We start from the raw sequence: 18,730 nt of genomic DNA on the forward strand, positions 1-18,730 counted from the left end.
CTCATTGCCTTGCCTTTGTAGAGTCGACTGCCAGTCGACTGCTTTTCTGACACTGCGCGAAACGCCAGCGCTGCGCGCGCGAGTCGCCTGACCGTCGACTCTACCTCCCGGGCAATGACAACAGAAAGGACTCCATGGCCGCCACCAGGGCCAAGGGTGTCTCATTCATCGGGTAGTGTCCTGCATCCTCCAGAACCTCCAGCGTGGCCTGCCGGTAGCGGTGCAGATAGGTGCGCCCCATCAGTGAACGGTTGAAGGTGGGATCATTCCCACCCACCACCACCTTCAACCGATGGTCACCGACGATCTCGTCGCTGAAATCCGTATCTGCCCACGCAGGAAGGTATGCAGCAAACGCCTCCGGCGTGGAACGCTCGATTGAGTAACGGGCCTTCCAATCCAGCCAGGCTGCGGGGAGCCGCCCGCCGGTACTGCGATCGATGATGGCCCTTCGGCTGGCCACGCTGCCGGCAGCGCTCTCCAGAAGTCCTCGCGTGGATGCGTCATAGGCAATGCCACCACAGGGGACGGGTGCGATGGCCAGCATGGAGCGCACCCGCTGGGGCGCGAGCACGGCGATGCGCTCGATCGCCATGCCTCCCATGGAATGCCCCGCTACGCTGAACGTTTCCAGCTGAAGTGCATCGGCGAGCGAGAGCGCGTCACGGGCGATTTCGTCGATGCTGTACTGCCCCGCCACATCGCGCATGCCGCCGTAGCCACGGCAGTCCATGAAGATGTAGCTGAAGTGGTCGCGTGACAGCCATGGCTCGATCGGTTCGAACGCGTGTGCGTCGCCGAACCAGCCATGCAGGACCAGGACGGAGTGAGGCCCCTGCCCCACGCGATGAAAAGTGTTGGCCATGAAGCATTGCCGCAGTGAGGAGGAGTGTTGATGCTAGGCAGCGCAGGCCCAGCCCACCGTCGATGACAGGTCAACCGCTATAGAATCCGGGCCATGCGCAATTCGCTGCTCGATCCCTATGAAGACCTGCCGCGCGATGTCGTGGTCACCTCGAACGACTATGCAGCGTCGTCCACCTTTCCGCGCCATGCCCATCGACGCGGGCAGTTCGCGTTCGCCGCGCGCGGCACCATCAGCGTGACGACACCGCAGGGGCGCTGGCTGGTGCCGCCACAGCGCGCCTGCTGGGTACCCGCCGGGCTGGTGCACGAGATGACGATGCGCGGGCCGGTGACGATGCTCAACGCATTCCTTTCCATCGAGGCGGCTGCTGCAGTGGCGATGCCGGCGCAGTGCCACGTGTATGCCGTTTCGCCGCTACTGCGGCAGCTGCTGGAAGGCGCAGTGGACCTGCCTGCGCTGTACGACGAGGACGGGCGTGCGGGCAAGCTGATGCAGTTGCTGGTCGCGGAGATCGCGTCGATGCCGATGCTTTCCCTGCATGCGCCGTTGCCTGCCGATGCACGCCTCGCGCGCGTCTGCCGGGCGCTGTTCGATGCGCCCTCGCTCGCCATCGGGCTTGATGAGGTGGCTGCGGATGCAGGCATGAGCCGGCGCACCTTCACGCGGACGTTCCGCGCAGGTACCGGGGTGAGTTTCGCCGAGTGGCGGCAGCAGGTATGCCTGCTGGCGGCCATCGAACGGCTGGGCCAGGGGCAGGCGGTGACACGCGTGGCGCTGGACCTGGGGTATGCGAGCCCCAGCGCGTTTTCTGCCGCGTTCCGGCGTGAGCTGGGGTGTTCGCCGAGCCGGTATTCAGAGGTGTAATGCCGGGTAGGTGTCTGGTTGCCGTGCGGACCAACGGTCCGCACCTACCACATGCCGGGAATCGTGCGTGCCAACCAAGGTTGGCAGCTACCAGAGCCGAAGCAAAAAAAACGCCCCGCGGATGCGGGGCGTTCTCGGCACAATCTACGCGGGCGATCAGCCCTGGTAGTCGCGCACGTCGCTGCCGGTGTAGACCTGGCGCGGACGGCCGATCTTCATTTCCGGATCAACCTGCTGTTCCAGCCAATGCGAGACCCAGCCGGAGGTACGGCCCAGGGCGAACATGACGGTGAACATTTCGGTCGGGATCTGCAGCGCCTTGTAGATGATGCCGCTGTAGAAATCGACGTTCGGGTACAGCTTGCGGGCGACGAAGTACTCGTCCTGCAGCGCGGCCTGTTCCAGCTTCACGGCCACGTCCAGCAGCGGATCCTGCACGCCCAGCTGCTTGAGCACCTTGCTGGTCATCTCGCCGATGACCTTGGCGCGCGGGTCGAAGTTCTTGTAGACGCGGTGGCCGAAGCCCATCAGGCGGAAGCCGGAGGTCTTGTCCTTGGCCTTGACCACGGCGGATTCGACGTTGTCGGCGCTGCCGATCTCTTCCAGCATCTTCAGCACGGCTTCGTTGGCACCGCCGTGGGCCGGACCCCACAGCGCGGTGACGCCAGCGGCAACCGACGCGTACGGGTTGGCACCGGTCGAGCCGACCAGGCGCACGGTCGAGGTCGAGGCGTTCTGCTCGTGGTCGGCGTGCAGGATGAACAGCAGGTCCAGCGCCTTGACCACGTCCGGGTTCAGATCGTACTGGCCATCAGCCGACTCGAAGGTCTGCTTCAGGAAGCGGCTGACGTAGTCCAGCGAGGTGTCCGGCTTGTTGGCCGGCAGGCCCTTGCCGTGGCGGTAGATCAGCGCCGACAGGGTCGGCACCTTGGCGATCAGGCGCACAGCGGCCTGGCGGCGCTGTTCGGCGTCGGACAGGTCCAGCGAGGCGTGGTAGATGCCCGACAGCTGCGCGATGGCGGCGGTCAGGATGGCCATCGGATGTGCATCCTTGGCGAAGCTGCCGATCAGGGTGTTGATCGACTCATCGACGTTGGCTTCAGCCGCCAGCTCGTCGGTGAAGGCCTTCAGCTGCTCGGCGCTCGGGCGCTCGCCGTTGATCAGCAGGTAGGCCACTTCGACGTAGCTCGACTTTTCCGACAGCTGTTCGATCGGGTAGCCGCGGTACAGCAGCACGCCCTTGTCGCCGTCGATGTAGGTGATGGCGGACTTGCAGCTGGCCGTCGCGGTGAAGCCGGAATCGTAGGTGAAATACCCCGTTTCCTTGGTCAGCTTCGCGATGTCGACGCAGTCGTTGCCAAGGGTGGGTTTGATGACGGGCAGAACGACCGACTTATCGCCGGCGTTGAGCGTGACCTGATCAAGATCGGACACTGTGTGCGCTCCTTCATGGGAAGGCGCCTGCCCAAGCGCATTGGTCAGGCACGTGAATGACGTCCTCGGCCTGTGCCGGGGATCAGGTCATTATCGCACAGCAGCATTTGCCCGGCGCTAGACAGAAGTCGTATACGACAGGCGGCCAGACGCCGGCCGTTGAGCGGACCGGATCGGCAAAAGTGTTGTCACACGAACGCAGTGTTCCGTCCATCCAAACGCCCGTTGGGTTGGCGTTGGGGAAAAACAAACGGCCGCGCAGAGCGCGGCCGTCGGTTCGAAGCTGGATCGACAGATCAGCGCGCGTAGCGCTTCTGGAACTTGTCGATACGGCCCGAGGTGTCGATGACCTTGTGCTTGCCCGTGTAGAACGGGTGCGAAGCAGAGGAAATTTCAACCTTGACCAGCGGGTATTCGTTGCCGTCTTCCCACTGGATGGTTTCCTTCGTGCCCATGGTCGAGCGGGTCAGGAACTTGAAATCGGAGGTGACGTCATGGAAGACGACGTCGCGGTAGTTCGGATGGATATCGGCCTTCATGGGCTCACACCGTAAATGGGCTGGTGGTCAAGAGCGGCATTATAAGCACCGGTTGCCGCTCGGGGCAACCGGTGCGGGTCAACAGACTTCAGTCCGCGCCCAGGGCCTGGCGCACCAGGGCCTCGAAACGCTGTTGGTCGTAGGCCATCAGCAGATCGCAGTTGTCCGGCTGGCCGGTCTGGCGGTTCCAGTCGACGATGGTGGCGCCGCGGCTGAACGTACCGTTCAGCTCCACGTTCAGCGGCCGCGATTCGACCTGCAGCTGCCCTTCCGGGTTCAGCGCCCAGGCCATGGCGACCGCATCGGCGGTATACCAGCGGCCACCCTTGCTGTCCTCGGACAGGCCACGGGTCTTGCGCGAGATCAGTTCGTAGAAGCGGGCGCGGTCGGAATCGGCCTGCAGCCACTTTTCAGCATCCTGCAGCGGCAGGCCATGGGCGACGGTGGCCTCCCAGTCCGACACCAGCAGGTGCTTGAACGAAGTGAACACCACGTGCGCCGCTTCCGGATCGAACGCGATGTTGAATTCGGCCGCCGGGGTGATGTTGCCGTGGCAGGTGACCGCACCGCCCATCACCACGATGCGCTTGATGCGCTCGGGAAGGGTCGGGTCCAGCTTCAGTGCCAGGGCCAGGTTGGTCAGCGGGCCAAGCATCACCAGCATCAGTTCACCGGCGTGCTCGTGCGACAGGCGCAGGATGGCCAGTGCGGCGTGCTCGGCTTCAGCCTGGCGGCTCGGCGGCGGCAGGTCCACGTCGCCGTAGCCGTCACGGCCATGCACGTGGGCGGCGTCAACGGAGGGATGCAGCAGGGGATCCGGGCTGCCGGCAAACACCGGTACGTCGGCGCGGCCGACGATGTCGCAGAGCTTGAGGGCGTTGCGGACGGTGTACTGCAGGCCGACATTGCCGGCGGCGATGGTCAGGGCGACCACGTCATGCCGTTCATCGGCAAAGGCCATCAGCAGGGCCAGGGCGTCGTCCACACCGGGGTCGGTGTCGATCAACAGGGGGATCTTGTGGGTCATCGTTGCCGTCTTCAGATCGGCAACGAAGTGTGGACCGGGATGATGACCGTTGCAATACCGGTCTGCCCCGGCGGCAAAGATGTAGTGGAGAGGGTTGGATCCGTTGCCCCCACCAACGCCCCCGCCCAACGCACTCACGAACATGAACAGATTCTAGTTCGGGTCGCTTGGAGCGCCCAACATCATTTGCTATAAAAAGTGTTGAACATTTTATAGAAAACAACCATGAAGCTGCCCGCGCCAGCTCCCGATCTGGCAACCCTCACCCGGAAGTACATGGAGACCCTCGGTACCATCCTGGACGCCCGGATCGGGCCCGAGGTGAACGGCGCCTATGAGCACTGGGACAAAGTCCGCCACAGAGCGCCACCGGCGGGCCTGAACGCGGAGCAGTGGTGGCTGGGCATCACGTGGACGCGCGCAGCATTGCTGAAGCCGCTACCGCTGTTGCTGGACAAGACGCAGCAACCCTTCAAGCTGGCACTTACCGATTCAATGCAGCGGCACCTGCACTACATTGATCGGGAGGCCGCAGGCTCGGTGAAGGGTGTGGATGCTGCCAGCGGCCAAGGACGGTTCCTGATCCGCTCGCTGATCGAGGAAGCGATGACCTCATCGCAGCTGGAGGGCGCCTCGACCACGCGGGCGGTGGCAAAGGAAATGCTGAGCACAGGCCGTGCGCCGCGCGACCAGTCCGAGCGCATGATCTACAACAACTACGTGGCAATGAACGTGATCCGCGAGCGCGGCATACGCCCGATCACTCCCGGCGAGATTCTGGAGCTGCACAGCATCCTCACCGACGGCACGCTGGAGCTTCCAACCGACAGCGGGCGTTTCAGAACCGCCGAAGACAACGTTGCGATCTTCGATCGCGGCTCACCACCTACGCTGCTGCACATCCCTCCTCCGGCCGAGGAAGTGCCCGCACGGATCGAGCGGCTGTGCACGTTCATCAATGAAGAAAGCACACCGTTCGTGCATCCAGTCGCCAAGGCCATCGCACTGCATTTCCAGATTGGCTACGACCATCCTTTCGTGGATGGCAATGGCCGTACGGCGCGCGCACTGTTCTACTGGGCGATGATGAATGCCGGATATTGGATGACCGAGTACTTCTCCATTTCCAGCGTGTTGAAGAAGTCCCCAGGCAAGTACATGCGGGCCTACCTCTACACCGAAAGCGACAACTGCGATCTTGGCTACTTCGTGGCGCAACAACTGGAGGCCATTGAGCAATCGATCCAGGGTTTGCATGCCTACATCGCCAGGAAGCATGCAGAGGATCAGGCAGCGCGACGCGTGCTGCGAACCGCCCGGCTTGGCGGTGTGCCTCTCAATCATCGTCAGCGCGCGTTGCTGGCCAACGCGCTGAAGGATCCTGACCGGACCTACACCGTCGCCAGCCACCAGGCGGCACACACCATTACCTATCCGACCGCGTTGAAGGATCTGAACGGATTGGTGGCTTCCGGGCTTGTCAGCAAAGAGCGCGTCGGGAAGGCCTCCGAGTATCTCGTGCTTCCCGGCCTGTCGGAACGTTTGGCGCTGTAGATCTACGCCATGCGGGGATGACGGGAAGGTGATCGAAAGCGCTGTCTGTAGAGTCGAGCCATGCTCGACTCACGCGCGCAGCGCGCAGTAGATCCACGCCATGCGTGGATGTGTGGACCAGGGTCCACACCCACCAATGCGGCATTACGCCGAGGCGTAACGCACGGCGGTGCCGATCCAGCGTTGCACCACGCGATCGGCCAGCGCGGGTTGCTGGGCCAGCAGGCGTTCGGCAAGATCGTGCACGCCGGGCAACAGGCCGGCGTCGCGGGCCAGATCGGCAATGCGGAAACCGGCCAGGCCGGTCTGGCGGGTGCCCAGCAGTTCGCCCGGGCCACGCAGCTCCAGATCCTTCTCGGCGATGACGAAGCCATCGTTGGTTTCGCGCATGGTCTGCAAACGCTCGCGCGCCATCTGCGAAAGCGGCGCCTGGTACAGCAGCACGCAGCGCGACACCGCCGAACCGCGGCCCACGCGGCCGCGCAACTGGTGCAGCTGGGCCAGGCCGAGGCGCTCGGCATTCTCGATCACCATCAGCGAAGCGTTCGGTACGTCCACGCCCACTTCGATGACCGTGGTCGCCACCAGCAGATCGATCTCACCCGCCTTGAACGCCACCATCGTCGCCAGCTTCTCGGCGGCCTTCAGGCGGCCATGCACCAGCCCCACGCGCACGCCCGGCAGCAGCGCCTGCAGCGATTCGTAAGTGGCCTGCGCCGGCGTGGCGTCGAGCTCTTCGCTTTCCTCGATGAGCGTGCACACCCAGTACACCTGCCGCCCTTCCTGGCAGGCCAGCGCGATGCGCTCGATCAGTTCGGGACGGCGGTCGTTGTTGAGTGCCACGGTCTGCACCGGGGTGCGGCCCGGCGGCAGTTCGTCGATGGCCGACACATCCAGATCCGCGTATTCGGACATCGCCAGCGTGCGTGGAATCGGCGTGGCGGTCATCACCAGCTGGTGCGGCACGCTGTTGCCACCCGCGCCCTTGTCGCGCAGGGCCAGCCGCTGGTGCACGCCGAAGCGGTGCTGTTCGTCGACGATGGCCAGGGCCAGGTCCTGGAACACCACCGCCTCCTGCATCAGCGCGTGGGTGCCGACCACCACCTGCGCTTCGCCGTTGGCGACCTGCTCCATCACCTTGGCGCGCGCCTTGCCGGTGACCTTGCCGGCCAGCCAGGCGATACGCACGCCGAGCGGTTCCAGCCAGCCGCGCAGGTTGTTGAGATGCTGCTCGGCCAGCAGTTCGGTGGGCGCTGCCAATGCCACCTGCTTACCCTGCTCGACTGCCAGCATCGCGGCCAGTGCGGCGACCACGGTCTTGCCGGAGCCGACGTCGCCCTGCACAAGCCGCAGCATCGGGCTGGGCCGCGCGAGGTCTTCGCGGATCTGCTTGAACACGCGCGCCTGGGCGCCGGTCAGCGCGAACGGCAGCTGCTTCAGCAGCGCCTTGGCCAGCTTGCCGGGACCGGCCAGCGGCGGCGCATGGTGCGCCTGCAAGGCAATACGCTGACGACGCAGGCTGAGGTGATGGGCCAGCAGTTCTTCCATCGCCAGGCGACGCTGCGCCGGGTGGGTGCCTGCTGCCAAGGCGGCCAGATCGGCATCCGGCGGCGGCCGATGCACGGTCAGCAGCGCACTGCGCAGCGACGGCAGGCCGAGGCCATCCAGCCAACCGCTGGGCAGCAGTTCCAGCGTGCTTTCCTCGGGCAGGCGATCCAGCGCCTGGCCGATCAGCTTGCGCATGGTCATCGGGCCAACGCCTTCCACGGTGGGATACACCGGGTCGAGGCGGTCGCCGAGTTCGGGATCGTCGTTGCGGCCCAGCACCTGGTAGCTGGGGTGGACGATTTCCAGGCCGAGGTGGCCGGGTTTGGGCGTGCCGAAGCAGCGCAGCCGGTTGCCGACCGCGAACTGGCCGACCTGCTGCTGGCGGAAGTGGAAGAAGCGCAGCACCAGGGTGCCCTGCCCTTCATCCTCCACGGCGACCTTCAGCATCGGCCGGTAGCGCATGCCGCGCTCGACCGCGACCACCCGCCCTTCCACCTGCGCCGGTACGCCGTTGCGCAGGTCTTCGATGCGGGTCAGCCGGGTGCGGTCTTCATAGCGCAGCGGCAGATGAAGCCAGAGGTCCTGCAGGGTGGTGAGGCCACGCGCCTGCAGTTTGGCGGCCACGGCCGGACCGACGCCGGCGAGCATCGCCAGGGATGCTTCGCCGGACGGTGACAGGACCGGGGTGACCGCCGCCTTGCGTGCCACGTGGCGGTCAGTCGATGACCATCACCGCGTCGACCTCGAAGTTGGCGCCCTTCGGCAGGCCGGAGACTTCGATGGTGGAACGGGCCGGGTACGGGGCCTGGAAGTAGTCCTGCATGACGGCGTTGACCTTGGCGAACTCGCCCAGGTCGGTCAGGTACAGGCCCAGGCGCACGACCTTGTCCAGCGAGCCGCCAGCGGCTTCGGCCACGGCCTTGAGGTTGTCGAAGGCGCGGCGGGCCTGCGCTTCGACGTCACCGACGCCGACGATATCGCCGGTGGCCGGGTCGAGCGGGATCTGGCCGGAGAAATACACGGTGTTGCCGGCGCGCACGGCCTGCGAGTACGGGCCGATGGCGGCGGGAGCCTTTTCGGTGTTGATGATCTGGCGGGACATGGGTCGCTCCGGTGCTTGGGGGAAAACAGAGCGGTGATTGTACCGGGTGGGGGCGCATCCACGCATGGCGTGGATCTACCGCGCCGCTTCGGTAGTGCCGGCCGCTGGCCGGCAAACCCATGAACGTCGGAAGCACCGCGAAGTTGCCGGCCAGCGGCCGGCACTACCGGGTTCGCATTACTGGCGGCGTACCGACTGCACGACCGACAGGCGGCGCAGGCGGCGCATCACTTCGGCCAGGTGGTTGCGGTCGCGCACCTGGATGTTGAACGCCAGCACGGCGGCATTGAAATCACGGTCAAGGTAGTCCACCCGCTCGATGTTGGAATGGCTCTGCGCGATGGCGGCGGCCAGCTGCGCCAGCACGCCGGTGCCGTTCTCCACTTCCACCACCAGCGAGGTGTCGTAGTCACCGGAAACGGTGGTGTCCCAGCCGATCGGCACCCAGCGCTCGGGCGACTTGCGCAGCTCGGCCAGGTTCGGGCAGTCCATGCGGTGCACCACGATGCCCTTGCCGGCGGTGTGGTAGCCCATGATCTCGTCGCCGGGAATCGGCTGGCAGCAACCGGCGAAGGTGACCACGCCGCGCTCGCTGCCGTTGATCAGGATCTTTTCCTGCGAGTGGTGGCGCGAATGCGGGCCGCCACGCAGTTCGGCGTAGGCCATCAGCGCCTGTGCAGCCTGCGTCGGCATCCAGTTGCCCAGTGCGACTTCGGCCAGCAGCGCCTCCAGGCGCGGGAAGCGGTGCTCGGCGAGGAACGCATCCAGGCGCCCCTTCGGCAGCCGCTCCAACGAGGAATCCATCGCCTCCAGCGCACGGTCGAGCATGCGGTGGCCGAGCTGCACGGCGTCTTCGTGCTCCAGCTGCTTGAGCTGGTGGCGGATGGCGGTGCGCGCCTTGCTGGTAACCACGAATTCCAGCCACTGCGGTTTCGGCGTGGCCGAGCGTGCGGTGATGATCTCCACCGACTGGCCCGACACCAGCTTGGTGCGCAACGGCACCAGCTTCTTGTCCACGCGCGAGGCCACGGCCATGTTGCCGACGTCGGTATGCACGGCGTAGGCGAAGTCCAGCGCGGTGGAATTGCGCGGCAGGGCCAGGATCTTGCCCTTCGGGGTGAACAGGTAGACCTCGTCCGGGAACAGGTCGACCTTGACGTTGTCGAGGAACTCCAGCGAGGAACCGGCGGCACGCTGCGAGTCGATCAGTTCAACGATCCAGGCGTGTGCGCGGCTCTGCGCGCTGTTCGGTGAATCGCCGCCGAACTTGTAGGTCCAGTGCGCGGCCACGCCACGTTCGGCGATCAGGTCCATCTCTTCGGTGCGGATCTGCACTTCGATGGGCGAACCATACGGCCCGAACAGCACCGTATGCAGCGACTGGTAACCGTTGGCCTTGGGAATGGCGATGAAATCGCGGAAACGCCCATCCAGCGGCTTGAACGTTGCATGCACCGAACCCAGCGCGTGGTAGCAGCTGGGCACGCTGCGCACCACCAGGCGGAAGCCGAACACGTCCATCACCTGGTCGAAGGTTTTGTTCTCGTCGCGCATCTTGTTGTAGATGCTCCACGGGGTCTTGATGCGACTGACCAGGCGGTGCTCGATGCCTTCCTTCGCCAACCGCTGCGACAGCTGCACTTCCACCTGCGCCAGCGCTTCACGGCGGACCACCGGCTGGCTGCGGATGTGCTTTTCCAGGATCGCGTGGCGCCACGGATACAGCGCCTTGAAGCCGAGGTTCTGCAGCTCGCTCTTGACCAGGCTCATGCCCAGGCGCTGGGCGATGGGCGCGTAGATCTCCAGCGTCTCGCGGGCGATGCGGCCGCGCGCTTCGCGGCTCTGCGCGCCCAGCGTGCGCATGTTGTGCAGGCGGTCGGCCAGCTTGATCATGATCACGCGCAGGTCGCGCGACATCGCCAGCAGCATCTTGCGGAAGCTCTCGGCGGCCGCTTCCTGGCGGTCGCGGAACTTCAGCTTGTCCAGCTTGGTCACGCCGTCGACCAGTTCGGCCACGGCTTCGCCGAACTCGGCGGCCAGCGCCTCACGGGTCAGCGGGGTGTCTTCGATGGTGTCGTGCAGGATCGCGGCGATCAGCGCTTCCACGTCCAGGCCCAGCTCGGCCAGCACCTGGGCCACGGCCACCGGATGGGTGATATAGGGCTCGCCCGACTTGCGCGTCTGCCCGGCGTGTGCGGCGGCTCCGACTTCCCAGGCACGGCGCAACAGCGGCAGCTGTTCCGGCGGCAGGTAATGGGCGGCGCGTTCAAGCTGGAGGACGTAGTCGGGTACGGCGGCAGCGGGGGCTGCGGCGACCTTGGCAGTGGGGCCTGGGTTCATGCCCGAAGCCTATTCCAGCGCGACGTTTACGGCAAATCCTGAATGCGAAACAGCCCGCACGGGGCGGGCTGTTCGGCACATCCAACGATTACGTTGATCGATGCGATCAATCGTCGTTCTTGGACATGTCTTCGTCGGCGACCACTTCCGCGGCAGCCCACTCCAGCGCTTCGCGCTCTGCGCGCTCACGCTCGGCCTTCTCGACTTCGTCGATCAGCGCGTTGTCGATCTTGCGGGCAGCGATTTCGCGCAGCGCCAGCACGGTCGGCTTGTCCTCGGTCTCGCTGTTGTCCAGCGTGGCCTGCACGCCGTTGGCGAGCTGGCGGGCACGCTTGGAAGCCATCATGACCAGTTCGAAACGGTTGTTAACGACTTCCAGGCAATCTTCTACGGTGATGCGGGCCATACGGGCTCCCGGCGACCGGTCGGCCGCTCAGTCGAATGAGGGAAAGGGGACGGAGTGTACTGGCAGGGGCTGGACAAAATCAAGCCAGCCCCTACCCGATTCTTTTGGAATCAGTCAGTTGCGCCCGGATCGGGGGTCAACAAGGCCTGGATCAGGCCTGCGTGGCGGACCTTCTGGGCCTCCCGGCGCAGGCGGCTGGCGGTGAAGATGGCGCACAGTTCGTCCACGGCGGTGTCGAACACCTCGTTGACGATGACGTAGTCGAACTCGTTGAAGTGCAGCATCTCGTCACGGGCGGCGCCCAGGCGCTGGGCGATGACCGCCTCGCTGTCCTGGCCGCGCTTGCGCATGCGGTCCTGCAGGGCCTGCTTGGACGGCGGCAGGATGAACACGGTGACCGTGCCCGGCACCAGCTGGCGTACCTGCTGCGCGCCCTGCCAGTCGATTTCCAGCAGCACGTCCTGGCCGGCGGCCAGCTGCGGCTCCACCGACTGGCGGGCGGTGCCCTTCCAGTCACCGTGCACCCAGGCATGCTCGAAGAAGTCGCCGGCGGCGATCATTTCCTCGAACTTCTCCGCAGAGACGAAATGGTAGTGCTGGCCATTCACCTCACCCGGGCGCATCGCGCGCGAGGTGAAGGAGATCGACAGGGCGATCTGCGGGTCACGCGCCAGGGTGGCATTGACGATGCTGCTCTTGCCGGCGCCGGACGGGGCGGCAACGATGTACAGCGTGCCGCGCGCAACGGCGTCCGACGGCTTCGACGGGGCGCTCATGCGCGGAACCCAACTGGTTGATTTCGCAAAATTTTTCCTCGGTGTTCCAGATCCGGCGCGGAGGATCGCGCCAGGACGGCGGGGGCTGCGCGGAACATCCTGGAACCAGGCCCGGCAGACGCTTCCCCGGGGGGGCGGGCACGCAACTTTACCAGAGCGGCCGCGTTGCGCGCCCGTCCGGCAGGCGCCGGGCCTTGTGCCACATGGGCATGCGGGGGCCTGTGCTATAACCGGGCCGTACCCAACGACAGCCCGGAGGCCTGCGCCTCCCCGCCATCCCAGGAGAACGGCATGCCATCGATGAGCCGCCGCCAGTTCCTGAAAGTGACCGGGACAACCCTGGTCGGCTCCAGCCTGGCATTGATGGGCTTCGCGCCCGGCATCGCGCTCGCGGAGGTCAGGCAGTACAAGCTGACCCGCGCGACCGAGACCCGCAACACCTGTACGTATTGTTCGGTGGCCTGCGGCATCCTGATGTACAGCCTCGGCGATGGCGCCAAGAACGCCGAGCCGAGCATCTTCCATATCGAGGGTGACCCGGACCATCCGGTCAACCGCGGCACGCTGTGCCCGAAGGGTGCCGGCCTGGCCGACATCATCCACAGCAAGTCGCGCCTGCTCTACCCCGAGTACCGCGCGCCGGGCTCGAACGAGTGGAAGCGGCTGAGCTGGGACGATGCGCTGGACCGCATCGCGCGGCTGATGAAGGAAGACCGCGATGCCAACTTCGTGCAGAAGAACGAGGCCGGGCAGACGGTCAACCGCTGGCTGACCACCGGCATGCTGGCGGCCTCGGCGACCAGCAATGAAACCGCGGTGCTGACCCACAAGGTCGTGCGCTCCCTTGGCATGCTGGCATTCGACAACCAGGCACGTGTCTGACACGGCCCGACGGTGGCAGGTCTTGCCCCGACGCTAGGCCGTGGTGCGATGACGAATCACTGGGTCGACATCAAGAATGCCGACCTGATCCTGATCATGGGTGGCAATGCCGCCGAGGCGCATCCGTGTGGGTTCAAATGGGTGACCGAGGCCAAGGCACACAACAAGGCCCGGCTGATCGTGGTCGATCCGCGCTTCAACCGCTCGGCCGCGGTGGCCGACGTGTATGCGCCGATCCGTACCGGCACCGACATCGTGTTCCTGGGCGGTCTGATCAACTACCTGTTGACCGAGGACCGCATCCAGCACGAGTACGTGCTGAACTACACCGACATGTCGTTCCTGGTGAAGGATGAATTCGCTTTCAAGGACGGCCTGTATTCGGGCTACAACGAAGAGAAGCGCAGCTACGACCGCTCCAGCTGGGACTACGCGTACGGTGACGATGGCTTCGTGCGCAGCGACCCGACGCTGAAGGACCCGCGCTGCGTCTACACCCTGCTCAAGCAGCACTACGCGCGCTACACCGTGGAGATGGTCGAACGCATCTGCGGCACGCCCGCCGACAGCATCCGCCAGGTCTGGGACATGATCGCGTCCACCGCCGGCAAGGACAAGGCGATGACCATCCTGTACGCGCTGGGCTGGACGCAGCATTCGATCGGTGCGCAGAACGTGCGCGCCGGCACCATGGTGCAGCTGCTGCTGGGCAACATCGGCGTGGCCGGTGGCGGCATGAACGCCTTGCGCGGGCATTCCAACATCCAGGGCCTGACCGACATCGGCCTGATGTCCGACCTGCTGCCCGGCTACCTGACCCTGCCGAAGCAGGACGAGCAGGACTATGACGCCTACATCGCCAAGCGCACGCAGAAGCCGCTGCGCGCCAACCAGATGTCGTTCTGGCAGAACTACCCGAAGTTCCACGTCAGCCTGATGAAGTCGTGGTGGGGCGACGCCGCTACCGCCGACAACAACTGGTGCTTCGACCATCTGCCCAAGCTCGACAAGCCGTACGACATGCTGCAGGCGTACGAGCTGATGAACGAGGGCAAGATCCACGGCTACATCTGCCAGGGCTTCAACCCGCTGGCCTCGGCGCCGAACAAGGGCAAGCTGATCAGCGCGTTCTCCAAGCTGAAGTTCATGGTCAGCATGGACCCGCTGGAGACGGAGACCATTGCCTTCTGGCAGAACCACGGTGCGTTGAACGACGTCGACCCGAGCACGATCCAGACCGAAGTATTCCGCCTGCCGACCACTTCCTTCGCCGAGGAAAACGGCGCGGTGGTGAACTCCTCGCGCTGGCTGCAATGGCACTGGAAGGGGGCCAACCCGCCGGGCGAAGCGCGCAGCGACATCGAGATCATGTCCGAGCTGTTCCATCGCATCAAAGCGATGTACGAGAAGGACGGCGGTGCGTGGTGGGAGCCGGTGCGCGACCTGGCCTGGAAGTACTCCAACCCGGAACTGCCGACGCCGGAAGAACTGGCGATGGAATACAACGGCAAGGCACTGGCCGACGTGTTCGATCCGAAGGACCCGACCAAGCTGGTGCGCAAGGCCGGCGAGCAGCTGGCGGCATTCGGCGACCTGCGCGACGACGGCAGCACCTCCTCCGGCTGCTGGATCTACATCGGCGCCTGGGGCCCGACCGGCAACATGATGGCGCGACGTGACAACAGCGACCCCACCGGCATCGGCAACACGCTGGGCTGGGCCTGGGCGTGGCCGGCCAATCGCCGGGTGATGTACAACCGCGCCTCGTGTGACGTGGCCGGCCAGCCGTTCGATCCGCGGCGCACGCTGCTGGCCTGGAACGGCAAGAACTGGGGCAGCGTGGACGTGCCGGACTTCAAGGCCGATGAAGATCCCGCCGGGGGCATGGGCCCGTTCATCATGAATCCGGAAGGCATCGCCCGCTTCTTCGCCAAGGCCGGCATGGCCGAGGGCCCGTTCCCGGAGCACTACGAACCGTTCGATACACCGCTGCGCAGCAACCCGCTCAGCCCGGGCCAGGCACTGACGTTGAACAACCCGGCGGCGCGCGTGTTCGCCAGCGATCGCGCACAGATCGGTTCGCCGGACGAGTTCCCGCATGTAGCCACCACCTACCGCCTGACCGAGCATTTCCACTTCTGGACCAAGCACGGCAAGTTGAACGCCATCATCCAGCCCGAGCAGTTCGTCGAGATCGGCGCGGCCCTGGCCGACGAGCTGGGCATCAACAACGGCAGCCGCGTGCGGGTCAGTTCCAAGCGCGGGCATATCGAAGCGGTGGCGATGGTGACCAAGCGCATCAAGGCCCTGCAGATTGATGGCAGAACCGTGCACCAGGTGGGCGTGCCGATCCACTGGGGTTTCCTCGGTGCGGCCAAGCCCGGATACATCGCCAATACGCTGACCAACGCCATCGGTGACGGCAACTCGCAGACGCCCGAATCGAAGTGCATCCTGGTCAAGGTCGAGAAGGTGTAGGAGACACGCCATGTCACTGCAATCCCTGGACATCATCCGCCGCTCGGCCACCACCACGCCCTCGCCGGAGGCGCGTGGCGCGCACACCGGCCAGGTCGCCAAGCTGATCGATGTGAGCAAGTGCATCGGCTGCAAGGCCTGCCAGGTCGCCTGCATGGAGTGGAATGATCTGCGCGACGAGGTCGGCAGCTGCGTTGGCAGCTACGACAACCCGCCCGACCTGAGCGAACAGTCGTGGACGGTGATGAAGTTCCGCGAGTACGAGGACGAGAAGGGCAAGCTGGAGTGGCTGATCCGCAAGGAAGGCTGCATGCACTGCAGCGATCCGGGCTGCCTGAAGGCCTGCCCGTCGCCGGGCGCGATCATCCAGTACGCCAACGGCATCGTCGACTTCCAGGAAGAGAACTGCATCGGCTGCGGCTACTGCGTGACCGGTTGCCCGTTCGACGTGCCGCGCATCTCCAAGAAGGACCACAAGGCCTACAAGTGCACGCTGTGTTCGGACCGGGTGGCGGTGGGCCAGGAACCGGCCTGCGTGAAGACCTGCCCGACCGGTGCGATTACCTTCGGCAGCAAGCAGGCAATGACCGAGCATGCCGCCGGCCGCGTAGAAGACCTGAAATCGCGCGGCTACGAGAACGCCGGCCTGTACGACCCGCAGGGTGTGGGCGGCACCCATGTGATGTACGTGCTGCAGCACGTGGACAAGCCGGAACTGTATGCCGACCTGCCGAAGGACCCGCGCATCAGCCCGATGGTGGAGGTGTGGAAGGGCGTGGCCAAGCCGCTGGGCGTGCTGGCGATTGCCGCTACCGCCTTCGCCGGCTTCCTGCATTACATCGGCATCGGCCGCAACACGGTCAATGACGAGGAAGAAGAGGAAGCCGAGCACGAGGCGAAGAAGATCGAAGAGGAGCAGCGGCCATGAAGTACGCCCCGCACCCGCGGCAGATCATCCGCTACCGCGCGCCGACCCGCATCAATCACTGGATTGTGGCGATCTGCTTCGTGTTGACCGCGCTGTCCGGGCTGGCGTTGTTCCACCCTGCCCTGTTCCCGCTGACCCAGTTGTTTGGCGGTGGGCCATGGACGCGCATCCTGCACCCGTTCATCGGCCTGGCCATGGTGGTGGGCTTTGCGCTGCTGGCGTTCCGCATGTGGCGCGACAATCTGCCGACCGCCGACGATGGCAAGTGGATGCGCGGCATGCGCGATGTACTGCGCAACGAGGATGAGAAGCTGCCGCCGGTGGGCCGCTTCAATGCCGGCCAGAAGCTGCTGTTCTGGGCCATCATCGGTTGCCTGTCGGCGCTGCTGCTGACCGGCTTCGTGATCTGGCGGCAGTACTTCAGCCACTTCTTTCCGATCGGGGTGATCCGCTTCTCGGTGCTGGCCCACGCGCTGTTCGGCTGGGTGCTGGTGTGCGCGATCGTGGTGCACATCTATGCAGCGATCTGGATCAAGGGCTCGGTGCGGGCGATGACCCAGGGCAAGGTGACCTACGGGTGGGCGTACAAGCATCACCGGCAGTGGTTCCGGGACATCCTGCGCGGACGGCGGGAAGAGGGGTAGCGGCAGGGCCTGCGGCCCTGCACCCGCTGGATCAACGTCAACATCAACGTCAAGAGCGGGTTTCCTGGGGAATGGCGGGGTGGGTCCGGTTGCGGGGGCCGCTGCAAGTACGTCCATGTAAGCTCGGTCGCCGCATCCATGCGGCTCACGCCCCCGCAACCGGACCCACCCCGCCTTCGACAGTTTCCCGGTGCTTTTGGTGGGTGTCGACCTTGGTCGACACGATGAACATGGCAATGATCGAAACCGGCTTTTGTAGAGTCGAGCGATGCTCGACTGCTTTGCCTCGACACGCTGGACGCCAGCGTCGACAACGGCGAGGATGGAGCCTGGTTCTTCTGGCTGGCCCTGCATGGCGCAACGCATCCTTGAACCCGGTGAGATCGAGACGCTGGCCTCGCGCGATGTTCCGCGCATCATCCTGCCCGATACCGCGTCGCTGTTTGCCGGACGTGCGGACCGCCTGCGCAGTCTGGCTGCACACAGTGCCATCGGTGGTTACCTGCAGCTGCTGGCGGCGTTGGCCGATGCGCAGCAGGCGCTGCTGGAGGATCTGACACCGCAGCAACGCGAGGAACTTCAGGCACAGGCGCGTGCACAGCAGTCGAGTGCGGCGGCCGGCGCCGGGATGCCGTTGCGGCCGGCCAACACACTTCAGCTGGATGGCTGTTGGCGCGGCTGGCTGCGCACGTTATGCCAGCACTGCGCTGAAGAAGCCGGCCTGCCGGCGGAAACCCGCCAGGAACTGCAGCGCGTTGCTGCTGCCGATGACGGGTGGCTGGATGCGCAGGCGCATGCGGTGCTGGAGCGTGATGACGCGCCGTCGGTGGATGCGGTGGCTGCGCTGCTGGTGATGAACGCGCTGCAGGTCTACTGGGCGGTGCTGGCGGACAGCTTCCGCCCCACCGAGCTGAAGCCGCTGGCCGATGCACCGGGGCTGTGCCCGCTGTGCGGCACCCTGCCGGTGGTCAGCGTGGTGCAGGCGCGGCCGCCCTATGCCTCCTACCGCTACCTGTCGTGCTCGCTGTGTGCCTGCCAGTGGCACTACGTACGCGTGCAGTGCAGCCAGTGTGGTGCCGCTGGCAAGGACATCGCCTATCGCGCCCTGGCCGATGTGGACGGCGACAGCGGCGAGGCGGTGCGCGAGAGCGCGGTCCGTGCCGAGACCTGCGACCACTGCCACAGCTACCGCAAGATCCTGTATCTGGAGAAAGACCCGTCGCTGGAGCCGGTGGCCGACGACCTCGGCACGCTGGCGCTGGACCTGCTGCTGGGCGAGGAAGGGTATGCGCGCGCCAGCCAGAATCCGCTGCTGTGGCAATCCGACGGCGAGTGAGGCG

General features: G+C 65.4%; 15 protein-coding genes. 6 read left to right on the top strand and 9 right to left on the bottom strand.

Annotated features, from left to right (window positions below):
- Window positions 1–100: 100 nt before the first annotated feature.
- Window positions 101–865: an alpha/beta fold hydrolase gene (locus tag ACZK5G_RS18105; RefSeq protein WP_478464299.1), complete on the bottom strand. Its 765-nt coding sequence runs from the start codon at window positions 863–865 to the stop codon at window positions 101–103.
- A 93-nt stretch (window positions 866–958) separates the two neighbouring features.
- Here ACZK5G_RS18105 and ACZK5G_RS18110 point away from each other — a divergent pair, with 93 nt between their 5' ends.
- Window positions 959–1,732: an AraC family transcriptional regulator gene (locus tag ACZK5G_RS18110; RefSeq protein WP_478464300.1), complete on the top strand. Its 774-nt coding sequence runs from the start codon at window positions 959–961 to the stop codon at window positions 1,730–1,732.
- 156 nt (window positions 1,733–1,888) lie between these two features.
- On the opposite strand, the gene ACZK5G_RS18115 is transcribed toward ACZK5G_RS18110, so the two are convergent.
- The 3 genes from ACZK5G_RS18115 to ACZK5G_RS18125 form a co-directional block, all read right to left on the bottom strand.
- On the bottom strand, window positions 1,889–3,166 hold the full coding sequence (locus ACZK5G_RS18115; protein WP_032127838.1) for a citrate synthase: 1,278 nt from the start codon (window positions 3,164–3,166) through the stop codon (window positions 1,889–1,891).
- Window positions 3,167–3,462: 296 nt separating this feature from the next.
- Window positions 3,463–3,705: a type B 50S ribosomal protein L31 gene (locus tag ACZK5G_RS18120; RefSeq protein WP_005418951.1), complete on the bottom strand. Its 243-nt coding sequence runs from the start codon at window positions 3,703–3,705 to the stop codon at window positions 3,463–3,465.
- A gap of 88 nt (window positions 3,706–3,793) precedes the next feature.
- Window positions 3,794–4,732, bottom strand: coding sequence for a nucleoside hydrolase (locus ACZK5G_RS18125; protein ID WP_032127836.1), 939 nt, complete (start codon window positions 4,730–4,732; stop codon window positions 3,794–3,796).
- 225 nt (window positions 4,733–4,957) lie between these two features.
- On the opposite strand from ACZK5G_RS18125, the gene ACZK5G_RS18130 reads away from it, so the two are divergent.
- On the top strand, window positions 4,958–6,286 hold the full coding sequence (locus ACZK5G_RS18130) for a Fic family protein (protein ID WP_478464302.1): 1,329 nt from the start codon (window positions 4,958–4,960) through the stop codon (window positions 6,284–6,286).
- A 144-nt stretch (window positions 6,287–6,430) separates the two neighbouring features.
- Here the strand turns inward: ACZK5G_RS18130 and recG are convergent, their stop codons facing one another.
- The 5 genes from recG to gmk all read right to left on the bottom strand — a co-directional run bounded on the left by recG (window position 6,431) and on the right by gmk (window position 12,458).
- Window positions 6,431–8,542: an ATP-dependent DNA helicase RecG gene (gene recG, locus ACZK5G_RS18135; protein ID WP_478464303.1), complete on the bottom strand. Its 2,112-nt coding sequence runs from the start codon at window positions 8,540–8,542 to the stop codon at window positions 6,431–6,433.
- 7 nt (window positions 8,543–8,549) lie between these two features.
- Window positions 8,550–8,936, bottom strand: a complete 387-nt coding sequence (locus ACZK5G_RS18140) for a RidA family protein (protein WP_286069712.1) — start codon at window positions 8,934–8,936, stop codon at window positions 8,550–8,552.
- A 177-nt stretch (window positions 8,937–9,113) separates the two neighbouring features.
- On the bottom strand, window positions 9,114–11,276 hold the full coding sequence (locus ACZK5G_RS18145; RefSeq protein ID WP_019661980.1) for a RelA/SpoT family protein: 2,163 nt from the start codon (window positions 11,274–11,276) through the stop codon (window positions 9,114–9,116).
- Window positions 11,277–11,382: 106 nt separating this feature from the next.
- A complete protein-coding gene (rpoZ, locus tag ACZK5G_RS18150; protein ID WP_005410877.1) occupies window positions 11,383–11,682 on the bottom strand; it encodes a DNA-directed RNA polymerase subunit omega in 300 nt (99 codons plus the stop codon).
- Window positions 11,683–11,792: 110 nt separating this feature from the next.
- Entirely contained in the window at window positions 11,793–12,458 is a 666-nt protein-coding gene (gene gmk / locus ACZK5G_RS18155) for a guanylate kinase (RefSeq protein WP_014038334.1), read from the bottom strand.
- Between the two features lie 291 nt (window positions 12,459–12,749).
- On the opposite strand from gmk, the gene fdnG reads away from it, so the two are divergent.
- From fdnG to fdhE, 4 genes are all read left to right on the top strand, one after another.
- Window positions 12,750–15,818, top strand: a complete 3,069-nt coding sequence (gene fdnG / locus ACZK5G_RS18160) for a formate dehydrogenase-N subunit alpha (RefSeq protein ID WP_151194539.1) — start codon at window positions 12,750–12,752, stop codon at window positions 15,816–15,818.
- A gap of 10 nt (window positions 15,819–15,828) precedes the next feature.
- Window positions 15,829–16,746, top strand: coding sequence for a formate dehydrogenase subunit beta (fdxH, locus tag ACZK5G_RS18165; protein ID WP_012481154.1), 918 nt, complete (start codon window positions 15,829–15,831; stop codon window positions 16,744–16,746).
- A complete protein-coding gene (locus ACZK5G_RS18170; RefSeq protein ID WP_032127833.1) occupies window positions 16,743–17,390 on the top strand; it encodes a formate dehydrogenase subunit gamma in 648 nt (215 codons plus the stop codon). The genes fdxH and ACZK5G_RS18170 overlap by 4 nt, the downstream gene beginning before the upstream one ends.
- Before the next feature lie 352 nt (window positions 17,391–17,742).
- Complete coding sequence (gene fdhE, locus ACZK5G_RS18175; RefSeq protein ID WP_049400727.1) at window positions 17,743–18,726, top strand: formate dehydrogenase accessory protein FdhE; 984 nt, start codon at window positions 17,743–17,745, stop codon at window positions 18,724–18,726.
- The last annotated feature ends 4 nt before the right edge of the window (window positions 18,727–18,730 follow it).

This window comes from Stenotrophomonas sp. 62841_Sma, from assembly GCF_056482945.1.